This is a genomic window from Nocardiopsis sp. LDBS1602 (assembly GCF_035818715.1).
Lineage (GTDB): Bacteria > Actinomycetota > Actinomycetes > Streptosporangiales > Streptosporangiaceae > Nocardiopsis > Nocardiopsis alba.
In genome coordinates, this window is record NZ_JAYLVW010000001.1 from 1,750,930 (window position 1) to 1,764,355 (window position 13,426).

Annotated in this window: 12 protein-coding genes; 2 read left to right on the plus strand and 10 right to left on the minus strand. The window is 70.4% G+C overall.

Annotation, left to right across the window (positions count from 1 at the left end):
- Nucleotides 1-2: 2 nt before the first annotated feature.
- The 10 genes from egtD to U9J66_RS07985 form a co-directional block, all read right to left on the minus strand.
- Nucleotides 3-977 carry an L-histidine N(alpha)-methyltransferase gene (gene egtD / locus U9J66_RS07940; RefSeq protein ID WP_326337382.1) on the minus strand — a complete coding sequence of 325 codons (975 nt, stop codon included), beginning with the start codon at nucleotides 975-977 and terminating at the stop codon, nucleotides 3-5.
- 72 nt (nucleotides 978-1,049) lie between these two features.
- A complete protein-coding gene (gene egtC, locus U9J66_RS07945) occupies nucleotides 1,050-1,799 on the minus strand; it encodes an ergothioneine biosynthesis protein EgtC (protein ID WP_017534223.1) in 750 nt (249 codons plus the stop codon).
- A complete protein-coding gene (gene egtB, locus U9J66_RS07950; RefSeq protein WP_326337383.1) occupies nucleotides 1,799-3,142 on the minus strand; it encodes an ergothioneine biosynthesis protein EgtB in 1,344 nt (447 codons plus the stop codon). The genes egtC and egtB overlap by 1 nt, the downstream gene beginning before the upstream one ends.
- Nucleotides 3,139-4,437: an ergothioneine biosynthesis glutamate--cysteine ligase EgtA gene (egtA, locus tag U9J66_RS07955; protein WP_161111468.1), complete on the minus strand. Its 1,299-nt coding sequence runs from the start codon at nucleotides 4,435-4,437 to the stop codon at nucleotides 3,139-3,141. Before egtA ends, egtB begins: the two co-directional genes overlap by 4 nt.
- Before the next feature lie 205 nt (nucleotides 4,438-4,642).
- Nucleotides 4,643-5,602: an arylamine N-acetyltransferase family protein gene (locus U9J66_RS07960; protein WP_014909357.1), complete on the minus strand. Its 960-nt coding sequence runs from the start codon at nucleotides 5,600-5,602 to the stop codon at nucleotides 4,643-4,645.
- Between the two features lie 134 nt (nucleotides 5,603-5,736).
- On the minus strand, nucleotides 5,737-6,825 hold the full coding sequence (locus tag U9J66_RS07965; protein WP_042281169.1) for an ABC transporter ATP-binding protein: 1,089 nt from the start codon (nucleotides 6,823-6,825) through the stop codon (nucleotides 5,737-5,739).
- Nucleotides 6,822-7,865 carry an ABC transporter ATP-binding protein gene (locus U9J66_RS07970; protein ID WP_014910791.1) on the minus strand — a complete coding sequence of 348 codons (1,044 nt, stop codon included), beginning with the start codon at nucleotides 7,863-7,865 and terminating at the stop codon, nucleotides 6,822-6,824. Before U9J66_RS07970 ends, U9J66_RS07965 begins: the two co-directional genes overlap by 4 nt.
- Nucleotides 7,862-8,845: an ABC transporter permease gene (locus U9J66_RS07975; protein WP_014908652.1), complete on the minus strand. Its 984-nt coding sequence runs from the start codon at nucleotides 8,843-8,845 to the stop codon at nucleotides 7,862-7,864. The genes U9J66_RS07970 and U9J66_RS07975 overlap by 4 nt, the downstream gene beginning before the upstream one ends.
- Nucleotides 8,842-9,912 (minus strand): ABC transporter permease, encoded by a 1,071-nt coding sequence (locus U9J66_RS07980; RefSeq protein WP_014913469.1) that lies wholly within the window; start codon nucleotides 9,910-9,912, stop codon nucleotides 8,842-8,844. The genes U9J66_RS07975 and U9J66_RS07980 overlap by 4 nt, the downstream gene beginning before the upstream one ends.
- Nucleotides 9,909-11,744: an ABC transporter substrate-binding protein gene (locus U9J66_RS07985; protein WP_017534227.1), complete on the minus strand. Its 1,836-nt coding sequence runs from the start codon at nucleotides 11,742-11,744 to the stop codon at nucleotides 9,909-9,911. The genes U9J66_RS07980 and U9J66_RS07985 overlap by 4 nt, the downstream gene beginning before the upstream one ends.
- Before the next feature lie 236 nt (nucleotides 11,745-11,980).
- Here U9J66_RS07985 and U9J66_RS07990 point away from each other — a divergent pair, with 236 nt between their 5' ends.
- Together U9J66_RS07990 and U9J66_RS07995 are read left to right on the plus strand one after the other, a co-directional pair.
- Nucleotides 11,981-12,694, plus strand: coding sequence for a metal-dependent hydrolase (locus U9J66_RS07990; protein WP_017534228.1), 714 nt, complete (start codon nucleotides 11,981-11,983; stop codon nucleotides 12,692-12,694).
- Between the two features lie 67 nt (nucleotides 12,695-12,761).
- Nucleotides 12,762-13,421 carry an O-methyltransferase gene (locus U9J66_RS07995; RefSeq protein WP_014913600.1) on the plus strand — a complete coding sequence of 220 codons (660 nt, stop codon included), beginning with the start codon at nucleotides 12,762-12,764 and terminating at the stop codon, nucleotides 13,419-13,421.
- Nucleotides 13,422-13,426 lie beyond the last annotated feature (5 nt).

The following is a 13,426-nucleotide window of genomic DNA, read 5'->3' on the forward strand; positions in this document are numbered from 1 at the left end:
GGTCAGCGCACGGTGGCCAGGCCGAGCGCGAAGTCGCCGTTCGGGTCGGTCCACCAGTGGGCGAGGTCGAACCCGGCCGTGTCGAGTTCGGCGGACAGGCCCTCGCGGCGGAACTTCGCGGAGATCTCCGTGCGCATCTCCTCGCCCTCCGCGAAGTCCACCTCCAGGTCGAGGTCGCGTATGTGGGCGCGCAGGCGCCGTCGGGCCCGCAGCCGCATCTCGATCCACTCGTTCTCGGGGTCCCACAGGGCCACGTGGTCGAAGTCGTCCGGATCGAGGTCGCCGCCCAGCCGGTGGTCGATCACCGACAGCACGTTCCGGTTGAAGGCGGCGGTCACGCCCTGGGAGTCGTCGTAGGCGGCGACCAGACGTTCGGGGTCCTTGACCAGGTCGGCTCCGAGGAGGAGTGAGTCGCCGGGGGCGAGGGTGTCGTGGATGTCGCGGAGGAAGAGGGCCCGGGCGGCCGGTTCCTGGTTCCCGATCGTGGATCCGAGGACGGCCAGGAGCCGGCGCCCCCCCTCCCCTCCGACCGGGAGCAGCCCGAGGTGGTGTTCGAAGTCCCCGACGACGGCGTGGACGTCCAGCCCCGGATAGTCGTCGGCGACCGGTCGGGCCGAGGAGGCGAGAAAATCGCCGCTGACGTCCACCGGCACGAAACTCTCCAGGGTTCCATGGCGACTCATGGCGTCGAGGAGGAGGCGGGTCTTGACCCCGGAACCGGAGCCGAGCTCGATGAGGGCGGCGGCGTCGGCGGCCTCGGCGATCTCGTCGGAGCGATGTTCGAGGATGGCCCGCTCGGCCCGGGTCGGATAGTACTCGGGAAGCCCGGTGATCTCCTCGAACAGGACGCTGCCGCGTTCGTCGTAGAACCACTTGGGGGGCAGGCTCTTGGGGCTGGAGGTGAGCCCCTCCGCGACGTCGGCGCGCAGCGTCTTGTCCAGTTCGTCGGCGGTCAGGTTACGGTCGATCCGGAACATGGTGCCTCCTGTGTCCCTGGGAGTTGTACCCGGTACGGGGCGTGGCCATGGGAAGGGTGTGGTGCTCTGAGGTCAGCCGAGTGGCCGGATCTCGGTGCGCTCGTGGTCGGCGACGACCACCGAGTCCTCGGGGATCCGGTGCCAATCCGGCCCGTCGTCGAAGGGCTCCGAGGCGAGGAGGACCCCCTCCCCCGGTCGTCGTGACGTGAACAGGGTGTCCCCCGCCGTCGTCCCGACGATCGCCTCCCCGTCCGAGGCCAGCAGGTTGTAGCGCCCCTCGGAGTGCTCCCGGGCGCGTCGGACCGTCTCGGCCAGAGCGCCCACCAGGTCTCCGGAGGAACGCCACGAACGGACGGTGTGCGCGAACAGAGGCGCGGAGTCCACGGGCGCGCGTGCGTCCAGGGCGCCCGGGGGCGCGGGATGTCCGAGCCCGGCGTGGAGCGCCTCGTCGTCCTTCGCGGCCCCGTTGTGACTGAACAGCAGACGGTCGGCGCGGAAGGGTTGGGCCCCGGACTCCTCCGACCCGAACCCGACGGTGGCGTCGCGTACGGCCGCGACCACGCACCCGGAGACGATGGCCCGGGCCGCGTCCGCGAAGGAGGCGTCCCCCCAGATCGGCATGGCCCGGCGATAGCGCAGCGGCTCCGGAGCCCGCGGGCCGACCGCCTCGGGGTACCAGCCCACGCCGAACCCGTCGGCGTTCACGGTCCCGTACCGCTGGTGGCGCGGGGCCCAGGACTGGACGTGCAGCGAGTGGGGCGCCGCGTACAGCAGAGCGCGCAGGGAACGCGGCGGCCCCAGATAGGCGAGATGGCGGCACATCAGTCGCGGTCCACATCACGTGCGCAGCGGAACCCGCTGAAGATCTGCCGTCGGATCGGATGATCCCAGTTGCGGAAGGTGGAGCGCACCGCGGTGGGGTGGGTCGCCCAGGAGCCGCCCCGCAGCACCTTGTAGCCCTCGTCGAAGAAGACCTCCGAGTACTCGCGGTAGGGGAAGGCCCGGAAACCCGGATACCCGTGGAAGATGGTGGAGGTCCACTCCCACACGTCGCCGATCATCTGACGCACCCCCAGCGGCGAGGCGCCGTCCGGATGGGCCCCCACCGGCGCGGGGCCCAGACGGCGTTGGCCGAGGTTGGCGTGGCGCGGTTCCGGTTCCTCGTCACCCCAGGGGAAGCGGTGGGACCGTCCGGTGACCGGGTCGTGGCGCGCGGCCTTCTCCCATTCGGCCTCCGTGGGCAGTCTCTTGCCGGCCCAGCGCGCGTAGGCCGACGCCTCGTGGAAACTCACGTGCTGGACGGGTTCGTTCGGTGGCACGTCCTCATGACGTCCGAACCGACGCCGGGTCCAACGGTCGGCCTCCAGGGTCCAGAAGGCCGGAGCGACGGCGCCGCGCGCGGTACGCCACTCCCACCCGGCCGGGCTCCACCACCGGGGGTCCCGATAGCCGCCGTCGTCGATGAACGCCTGGTAGGCGGCGTTGCTCACCGGGGCGGCGTCGATCAGGTAGGCGGGCAGGTCGACCGTACGGGCCGGACGCTCGTTGTCGAAGGACCAGGGGTCGTCGTCGGTGCCGAGGGTGAAGGGGCCGGCGGGGACGAGCACCTCCTCGGCCTCGGGCGGGATCACCGACCCGATCTCGGTGGAGCCCTCCAACAGGGCGGGTGCGCCTCGACGCAGCTGGTGTGTGGCGAGCATCGTCTCGTCGTGCATGTGCTCGTGCTGGATCACCATGTGGAAGACGAAACCCGCGTCCAGCAACGAGCGATCCCCGCCGGCCGGGTCCGGCGGCCGGGCGGACAGGTCGGCGCCCTCCAACGTGTCCAGGACCTCCCGGCGCACCCGCTCGTTGTACTCGCGCGCCTCGTCGGGCCGCAGCAGAGGAAGGGCGACCCGGTCCGCGCGCGGGTTCTCGAAGGCGTCGTAGAGGCCGTCGATGTCGGGGCGCAGCGCCTCACGACCACCGGCGGCCCGCAACAGCCACTGCTCCTCGTAGTTGCCGATGTGCGCCAGGTCCCAGACCAGCGGCGACATCAGCGGAGAGTGCTGGGCGAGCAGGTCCTCCTCGTCCAGGCTCTCCAGGGTCAGTCCGTTACTGCGCCGCCTGCTCCGATCGAGTTCGGCGGCGATCCGTTCCTTGACACGTTCCCTCTCCACGCTCATGGCGTGCCTCCACGATCCTCGACCCGCTCCCGACCACCGAGGTCGGTCGCGACGAACACGGTGTCCTCGGTGGGACGCGGGGCCGGAACGACACTGTCGGCGGGGCAGAGCCCGCGACGGACGTACCGTTCGGCGTAGGCGTCCACGAGACCGGCGAGCCCGGCCGCCCCCATCCGAGGCAGGGCGTCGACCGCCGCGTCGAAACAGGCCCGCGCGCACGCGGCGATCTCGGGGTCGGCGGGGCCCAGCCGGGCCGAGCGCAGCCACAGGCCCGGGGAGGGGGTCGTGTCCCCGCACAGACGCGCGGTGGCCTCCTCCGCGACGGCGCGGGCCCGCGGATCGTCGGCCAGGGCGGCGGCGAGCGCCATCGGCACCGGCCACCAGCGCGGGGGGACCGCGTCGATCATCCGCAGCTCCCACCAGCCGCGAGGGCGCAGGGGCGGGAACAGCGTGCTCAGGTGGAATTCGAGGTCGGCGGTGGTGACGGGGCGCGGCCCTCGACCCTCGACCCACTCGGCCAGGGTGATCCCCGGGTCGGCGATCCAGGATCCCCCTCCTCCGGGGAACTCGGGAACGGCCATCACCCGGGCGGCCAGGGCGTACTCGGCCCAGGCCGTGGCGGGGTCGGGCCCGGTCCCGGGTTCGAGGACCGGTCGGGTACGGCCGGAGTCGGTGGCGGCCCAGATCGCCCACCGTGTGGACTTCCAGCCGGTGGGACGGCCGCGCCAGACGGTCGAGTTGGCGAAGGAGGCCACCAGGACGGGGCCCAGGCGGTGCAGGAGACTCCAGCGTTCACGGGCGTCGTCGAGGTCGGCGCCGGTGTCCAGGCAGACCTGGAGCGAGGCGGTGCTGCACATCATGGTGCGACCACTGGGCTGACGGTGCTCGGTGAAGAAGCGCTCCATCGCCGTGTAGCGGGGCAGTCGGAGCTGACGTACCGGAGGTCGAACGGGGTCCAGGGCGGTCTCCGCCAAGGCCAGTCCGTCCTCGGCGAGGGCCTTGCCGACGTGGCGCAGGTCGGTCTCCAGGGCCTCGTGGGTCCGGGCCGGTCCCGGAAGCGCCACCGAGCTGAGCTCGATCTGGCCGCCGGGTTCGAAGGTGATCCGGCTTCCGGCGGGTGGAGGCCCGCAGGCCTCCAGCAGCGCCGAGAGGCGTTCGATGGTGACGGGTGCGGTGGGGCTCGCGAGGTCGGTGACGAGCCATTCGGTCTCGGCCCCGACCTTCCCCGGAGGTCCGGTCTTGAAGCAGACCCCGTTGATGTACTCGTGAACGTCTTCCGTGGTCATGTACGCCATGGGCTGACTCCCTCGGGATGACACCTCCAAGGTCCTGCCCCTCCGTTCGTGAAGACGAACGTGTGCGATCACCCCAAAATCCCCACGCTCCGTGAAGAAGCGGACCGGCGGAGTATCTCCGTGGGAACGGGATACCCGCCGGCCTTTCGGTTCTCCCCGAATCCGGCGGAACGGACCGCTCGACCGGCCGCTCATGTGATGCCGGTCACATATTCAGAAAACCGCGCACCCGATCCTCCACGGTGGCGCGTTCTTCCTGGTCAAGGCGGATGTCGAAGATCTCGTGCAGCACCTTCCCCACCTCGCTCACGGGCAACTCCCGCACCTCACGTTCCAAGGTGGCCCCGGACGGGTCCGCCCGGTCCGCGCCGACCCGATCGATCGTCAGGGTCGTGTTCGTCAGCGCGTACCGGGTCCCACCGACCGTCCGGGCGACCATCAGCCGGTTACCGAAGGGAGAGCGGGGGTCGGTGATGAGGTAGTGATTGAAGATGACGTAGTCCTGTGGCAGATTCGCCGCCATGGAGAAGGAGTACAGGTTCTGCCACTCCTCACCGTCGAACGAACGCAGCAACCACTCCTCCGCGCCCACCTCGGTGATCAGATCCAGCCGCAGGTCCCAACCGTCCTGGGAGACCTGGTACCCGTCCACCAGAGGAAGCGGTTCCAACAGCCCTCCGCCGAAACCGACGTCCAGCAGCCACGACCCACCGTCCAGGTCGACCCGTAGCAGGGCGTGCGTGGAAGGACGGGGCCGCCCCTCCGCGCCCACCAGCACCCGCGCGGTGAGCGCGGTCACCGTGAACCCGAGCCGGTCCAGCACCGCGGCCAACAAGAGACCGTGCTCATAGCAGTACCCGCCACGGTGATGCCGGACCATCTTGTCCGTCAGCGACGGGACGTCCAGCGGGACGGGACGGTCCAGCAGGAGATGGACGTTCTCGAAGGGGATCGTCGCCAGGTGGGCACGGTGCACGGCGACGAGGGTGTCCAGGGTCGGGGGCGGCGGGCCCTCGCCCGACAGGCCGACCCGTTCCAGGTAAGCGCCCAGATCCAGCTCTCCGCCACGCCAGAAGTCGCGGTCGGTGAACACCGGCAGGGGTCTTGGAGCGATGCCCGGTGTGGTCGGCGACTTCGTGTTCTCGGCACTCTCGTAGATCGTCATGACCGCACCAACGGTGCCCGAGATGTCGCTGTTCCACCTTCGTGGGGGTCCCCTCCGGCCGGAATAAACCGGAGGGAACGGGTGTGGAAGCGCGCGTTCCGGAGACGTCCACGGTCAAGGCACCGGCGCCCGACTCAAGAGGACATGGGGCCCTCCACCGTCCGCGGGCTCTCGGGCCCGCCGACGCGGGCCGCCCAGTGGCAGGCCGTCCGATGGCCCGGCCCGCCCGCCAACACCTCGGGGTCCACGCTCGTGCACATGTCCGCCACACCGGCCCTCGCGGCCTCGCCCGAGGCCAGGACCGGGCAGCGGGGATGGAAGCGACACCCCGTGGGCACCCGCTTGGGGTCCGGCGGCTCGCCGCCGAGCACCACGGGCCCCTCCTCCACCCCGGAGTCCGGGAGCACCGACAGCAGGGCACGCGTATAGGGGTGTTCGGGGGCGGACAGCACCTCCTCCACCGTGCCGACCTCCACCACCCGCCCCAGGTACATCACCGCGACGCGGTCGGCGATGTTCCACGCCAGGCCGAGGTCGTGCGTGGCGACCAGGGCGGACAGGCCGAGGTTCTCCCGCAACTCCAACATCAGCCGCAGGATCTCTCCCCGGACCGAGGCGTCCAGCGAGGCCACCGGTTCGTCCGCCACCAGCACCTCGGGGTCCAGGATCAGGGCTCCGGCGATCACCACGCGTTGGCGCTGGCCGCCGGAGAGCTCGTGCGGGTAGCGGGACAGGAACCTCTCCGGAGGCCGCAGACCCGCCCGGGACAGGGCCCGGGCCACGCGTTCGTACTCGTCGACGGTGGTGCCCTCGTGGATGCGCAGCCCCTCGACGACCGACTCGTAGACGGTGCGACGCGGGTTGAGCGAACCCATCGGGTCCTGTTGGACGAGCTGGACCCGACGCCGATAGTCGCGCAGGTCCCGGGAGCGGTGGCTCAGCGGGGCGCCTTCGAACAGCACCCGCCCGCCGGTAGGCCGCTCCAGCCCGAGCAGGGTGCGGGCCAGGGTGGTCTTGCCGCAGCCGGACTCGCCGACCAGGGCGACGATCTCGCCGGCCGCCACGTCCAGGTCGACCCCGTCCACGGCCCGTGCGGTCCCCCGTCCTCCACCCGGGCCCACTCCGGAGGAGAAGGCCACCTCGACGGCCTCGGCCCTCAGGATCGGCGTCTCGCCCGTGTCGGTGCCGACGGCGGCGGTCAGGGGGTCGGTCTCGGCGCTCAACGGCTCGTCTCCTCTGTACTCGTCTCCCCCGGGGTCGACGCTCCCTCGATCCCGTCACGACCGGAGCCGACGTGCACACAGGCGGCGTGCCGCTCCGAGCGCCCGCTCTCGTCTGGGCGGACCGGCCACAGCGGGGGGTCGACGGTGGCGCACACGGTCTCGGCCACGGCGCAGCGCGGACGGAAGGCGCACCCCGAGGGCGGGTCGGCGGGATCGGGCGGGTCTCCGGGAAGTCCGCGCGGGGCCAGCCGCGAGGCGGGGTCGCCGATCTTGGGGAAGGCGGCGCTGAGCGCGCTCGCGTAGGGGTGGGCGGGGTCGTGCACGACCTGGTGGGCGGGCCCCTCCTCCACGATCCGTCCGGCGTACATGACCGCGACCCTCTTGCAGGTGGCCGAGAGCACGGACAGGTCGTGGCTGATCATCAGCATGCCGATGCCGTTCTCCTCCACCAGGCGTTCCAGCAGGGCGAGGATCTGCGCCTGGATCATCACGTCCAGGGCGGTGGTGGCCTCGTCCGCGATGATCAGACGCGGCTCGCAGGCCAGGGCCATGGCGATCATCACGCGTTGGCGCTGACCGCCGGAGAGACGGTGGGGGTGGTCCTGGGCGCGGGAGGCGGGCAGTCCGACCTGTTCGAGGAGCTCGGCCACGCGTTCCTCGACCCGCTTGGCGGGCACGGTCCCGTGGACGAGGAGGGGCTCGGCGATCTGATCGCCGATCCGTCTGACCGGGTTCAGGGAGTGCATGGCCCCTTGGAAGACCACGGAGGCGCCGACCCAGCGGACGGCGCGCAGACGCCCCCACTTCATGGTGAGGACGTCCTCGCCCTCCAAGAGGATCCGCCCGGTGACCCGGGTCCCGGCGGGGAGCAGTCGCAGCAGGGCCAGGGCCACGGTGGACTTGCCGCTGCCGGACTCCCCGGCCACTCCGAGGGTGTCGCCCGGCTCCAGGGACAGGTCGACGCCGCGAACGGCGGGGACGTCGCCGGCGCCGCTCGTATAGGTGACGTTCAGGTCTCGGACATCGAGGAGTCCGCTCAACTCCGCCCCCTCAGTCGTGGGTTGATGACGGCCTCGACCGCGCGCCCGCACAGGGTGAAGGAGAGCGCGACCACGGCGATGGCGAGGCCGGGCGGGACGATGTACCACCAGATGCCGGCGCTGATCGCGCCCGAGGTCCGGGCCGCCTGGAGAAGGGCGCCCCAGGAGATGGTGGTGGGATCGCCCATGCCCAGGAACGCGAGGGTGGACTCGGCGATGATGGAGGTGGCCACCAACAGGGTGGTCTGGGCGAGGACGACGGGCATCACGTTGGGCAGGACGTGCCAGCCCATGACGTGGGCGTGGCCGCCGCCGAGGGCGCGGGCCCTCTCCACGTAAGGGCGGGCCTCCACGGCCAGGGTCTGGGCCCGGACCAGACGCGCGGTGGCCGGCCAGACCGTGAGGCCGATCGCGAGGATGATGGTGCCGGTGCCGCGCGGCAGGACGGCGGCCAGGGCCACCGCCAGCACCAGGGTCGGCAGGACCAGGAACCAGTCGGTGACGCGCATGATGATCGAGGCGACGACGCGCCCGCCGGTGCCTCCGGAGGAACCGAAGTGTCCGGCGGTGATCCCCGCCAGGGTGCCCAGGGACACCGAGACGAACGTGGCCAGCAGGCCGACGGTCAACGAGACCCGTGCTCCCCAGATGATGAGGTCCAGGACCGAACGACCGAAGTTGTCGGTGCCGAGCGGGTGGTCGCCGCCGGGGGGCTGGAAGGGGTCGCCCGGGGCTCCGGTGACCGTCAGGTGGGTCTGGTCGATGAACAGGGGCGCGGTCAGCGCCAGGGCTCCGATGACGAGCAGCGAGACCAGACCGAACATCCCGGCCCGGTTGCGCGCGTACTCACGGGCGAAGCGGAGCAGGGCCTCTCGGCGTCGACGCCGGGCCAGGGACCGGGGCGATCGACCCGCGGTCGGTTCCGGTCCGGTGGGCGGTTCGGGGCGCGGTCCGGGGACGGATCCTGTGGGCGCGCTCATGGGCGCACCCGGGGGTCGAGCAGCGGGTACACCAGGTCGGCCAAGAGGTTCATGAGGATCACCGAGGCCGCGAAGACCACGAACAGGCCCTGGACGAGGCCGATGTCGGGGACCTGTAGGCCGGAGTAGAAGAGCTGTCCGAGACCGGGCCAGGAGAAGACCGTCTCCACGAGGATGACCCCGGACACGACCTGTCCGAGGTTGAGGAAGATCAGGGTGACCGTCGGCAACAGGGCGTTGGGGACGGCGTGCCTGCGGCGGACCAGGGCGTCGCGCAGGCCTTTGGCCCGGGCGGTGGTCAGGTAGTCGGCCCCCTTCTCGTCCATCAGGGAGGAGCGCATGATCATCAGGTACTGGGCGTAGATGACGGCCACCATGGTGACGATCGGCAGCACCATGTGCTGCGCGGTGCTCAGCGCCCTCTCCACCGGGCCGGTGAGGGTGGGGTCGACCATGCCGCCGGTCGGGAACAGGCCGGGCATGAACCCTCGTCCCGAGGCCAGCAGGACGATGAGCAGCAGGCCGAGCCAGAAGGTGGGCACCGACCAGAAGAACAGGGCGACGGCGGTGTTGATCCGGTCGCCTCGTCCCCCCGGTCGCCATCCGGCTCGGGTGCCCAGGAACAGGCCGAGGAGCGCGGCGATGATCGTGCCCGTGCCGGCGAGCAGCAGGGTCGGTCCCAGACGCTCCAGGATGAGGTCGGCGACCGGTTCGCGGTACTGGAACGAGACGCCCAGGTCGAAGTGGAGCAGACCCTTGGCGTAGTCGAGGAACTGGAGCCACAGGGGTTGGTCGAGGCCGAACTGGCGGCGCAGCTCCTCGCGCTGTTCCGCGGTGACCTCGCGTCCTTCGGTCATGGCGCGGACGGGGTCGCCGGGCAGGATCCTGAAGAGGAAGAACCCGGCGACGATCACCGCGAACAGGGACACGATGGCGGTCAGGAGCCGGCCGAGCACGTAGACGGCCACGCTCGCGGCCCGTCCCGGTCCTCGGGGCCCCGCCGGGGCGGGGGCGTCGTCCGCCCCCGCCCCGGTCGGTCCGTCCGCCGCTGTGGGCGTGGTCGTCACTCGCGGTCCTCCATGGTGGAGCGTCGGCGGAAGAAGAGGAAGGCCCCGGCGACCACCAGGACGAGGGCTCCGACCCCGATGCCGATGACCGCCCCGGTGGACGGCCCCCCGGTCGGGGAGCCGGAGGTCTCGGCGGGCTGCGCCGACCACCAGGCCCAGTAGCCGTCCTGGCCCCAGATGTTGCCGCCCTCGGCCGGTTCGAGCTGGAGATCCTCGATCTGGTCGGTCCGGTAGGCCTCCAGGATGTTCGGGTAGGTCAGGACGTTGACCACGGCCTCCCGGTAGAGGACCTCCTGGAGCCGGTGGATCAGTTCGGCCCGCTTCTCGGGGTCGTACTCGGCCAGCTGCGCCTCGTAGAGCTCGTCGTACTCCTCGTCGCAGAAGTAGGCGTCGCCCTGCATGGTGCCGGGTTCGGTGGGCAGCGCTCCGCACGTGTGGATGCTGAGCACGTAGTCGGGGTCGGGGTTGACCGTCCACCCGGTGAAGATGAGGTCGTACTCGGCGTCGTAGAGGGCGTCGCTGAGGATGCCCGGGTCGACGGTCCTGTTGTCGATCTCGATGCCGACGTCGGCGAGCCGTTCGGCGATGACCAGCCCGGCCTGGACGTTGTCCGGGCGGTCGGAGTGGACGAACATGCGCAGCTCGAGACGGTCGCCGTCGGGCGAGACGCGTACGCCGTCGTCGCCCCGTTCGTAGCCCGCCTCGTCGAGCATCTCGTTGGCGGCGTCGGGGTCGAAGTCGAGGATCGCCTCCTCTCCTTCGGGGGACCAGTGGAAGTCGGAGTAGCGCGGCGGAATGTAGCCGCCGGCCGCGACGGCCTGGCCGTTGGAGCCCTGGCGGACGATCTCCTCGTTGTCGATGGCCTTGACGATGGCCTGGCGCAGGGTCAGGTCCTCGAGCGCGGGATGTCCGTCGCCGAACTCCTCGCCGTCCTGGGTGACGGCCCCGGGGTTGATGGTGAAGGCCTGGAAGCGCTTGCCGTCGGCGATGTTGACGGCGATGTCCTCGACCGATTCCAGGGAGGTGATCTGGGCGTCGGTGAGCTCGTAGACGAAGGAGACCTCGCCGCTTCGGAGCGCCTCCACGGCGGCGTCCTTCTCCGAGTAGTAGCGGAAGTACAGCTCGTCGAAGCCCGGGGCGCCGCGCCAGTGGTCGGGGTTGGCCCGCAACATGATGTGCTCGCCCCGCGAGTGCTCGGTGAGGACGAAGGGGCCGCTGCCGACCGTGGGCAGGTCGTCGCCGGTGTACTCGGAGAAGGCGTCGCCCTCCTCCTCCAGGATCGGTTCCCAGACGTGGCGGGGGACGATCGGCACGTTGAGCGCGGTCATCGTGGCCTGGGGCTCGTCCAGTTCGATGACGACCGTGCGGTCGTCCTCGGCGGTGACCTTCTCGAACCCGGAGACGTAGTTGCCGGAGGCGATGGCGGCGGCGTCGTTCTCCATGATGGTGGTGAACGTCCACGCCACGTCGTCGGCGGTGAGCTGCTCGCCGTCGCTGAAGTAGACGTCGTCCCGAAGGTCGAAGGTCCAGGTCAGGCCGTCTTCGGAGGTCTCCCAGCCCTCGGCGAGGGAGGGCGCGGGCCCGTTGGTCTCCGGGTCGATGGTGACGAGCCGGTCGTAGACGTGCCGGAGGATGTTGGTGGTGACCGCCAACTGCGCGGTGAAGGGGTTGAACGAGTCGACCTGTTGCGCGATGGCGACGGTGAGCCTGCTGCCATCGCCCTCCTGGGCCGCGGCGGGGACCGCGGACAGTCCGCCGATGAGGACCAGCGCGGCGGTGGAGGCCGCCGTCCGTCGGAGAAGGGTGCCGGTGGGAGGATCATGATGGTTCATAACGGCCCCTGTCAGGATTCGTGGGGTGGTGGCCTGGCCACCTGGGGGTTGTTGGTTGTTTACCAACTGGGTGTGATGAGCGTCAATGATCTTCGAGGTGAGGCGTGATATCGCAACACATTCGACTCCGGACCTGGTAATACGGTCGTTTTGTGGTGGTTGAGTGTCGAATGTTCATCTGACCGAAACCGCCCTCCGGTTCGCGGTGATCGACCGACTCCGCTACGGTTCCCGCCATGATGGGGCACTCTCACGCACTCAGCGGCGTGGTCGGTTGGATGGCGGTCGTACCGTTCGTCCAAGGCAGCGAATTCCTCGGGCTCAGCTTCGAACTCGGGCCCGGCGAGATCGTCGCCGGCTCATTGGTGTGCGCGGGTGCCGCCCTCCTCCCCGATCTGGACCACAAGAGCGCGACGGTCACCAAGACCTACGGAAAGGTCACCGAGACCCTCGGCGGCATTCTGAACTGGGCCTTCGGCGGGCACCGCATGGGAACGCACTCGTTCTTCTTCGCCGCCCTCATGGGGACCATCGTGACGCTCCTGGCCCTGTGGTCGGAGCTCGCCGTGCAGATCTTCGTCTTCCTGCTCATCGGCATCGCCCTCCAAGGGCTGGGTTTCGGCCTGGACAAGAACCGGGCCGCCTCGGGGGTCATCAACGCCCTGGGCACGGCGGCGATCACGCTCGGGCTCTACGCCGCCGGCCTGAACTACACCTGGTTGGGCGTGGCCGTCGCCTTCGGCGTGATCCTGCACTTCTTCGGCGACATGATCACCAAGATGGGCGTGCCGATCTTCTGGCCCTTCTGGAAGAAGCGCATCGGCCAGAACCAGGGCTTCGTCACCAACGGCCCCGTGGAGCAGAAGGTGGTCACCCCCCTGCTCACCGTCGGCGTCATCGTGGGCTCGATCTACCTCTTCGACTGGCCCACCCTGCTCCCCGACCACTGACCCGGCGCCGGGCCGAGCCCTCAGGGGTTCCGTCCTCCGACGGGGAGCGGATCCTAGGCTGTCGCCTGTGACTCGAACCTCGGAAGCCCTCACGCCGGAACTGCACGCCTACATCGTCGCCCACACCGAGCCGGTGGACCCCGTCCTGGCCGACCTGGCCGAGGAGACCGCCCGTCTCTTCCCGGATCGGAAGGGGATGCAGATCGGCCCCGAACAAGGGGTCTTCAGCACCCTGCTCACCCGGATCTCCGGAGCCCGGAACGCGGTGGAGATCGGGACCTTCACCGGATACTCGTCCATCTGCTTCGCCCGGGGGCTCCCCGAGGACGGCACACTCCTGACCCTGGACGTCAGCGAGGAGTGGACCTCGGTGGCCCGCCGCTACTGGGAGCGCGCCGGGGTCGACGGGAAGATCGAACTGCGGCTCGGTCCGGCCCTGGACTCGCTCCGCGCTCTGCCCGACGACACCCGCTTCGACCTGGCCTTCGTGGACGCGGACAAGACCGGGTACGTGGACTACTGGGAGGAACTGGTACCCCGGATCCGTCCGGGCGGCCTGATCCTGGCCGACAACACCCTCTCCCACGGGCGTGTGGTCGACCCCGAGGAGACCTCCCCCGCCGTCCAGGGCATCCGCGACTTCAACGAACGGCTCGTCTCCGACGACCGGGTCGAACAGGTCCTGCTCCCGATCGGCGACGGACTGACCCTGGCCCGTAAACGCTGACCCCC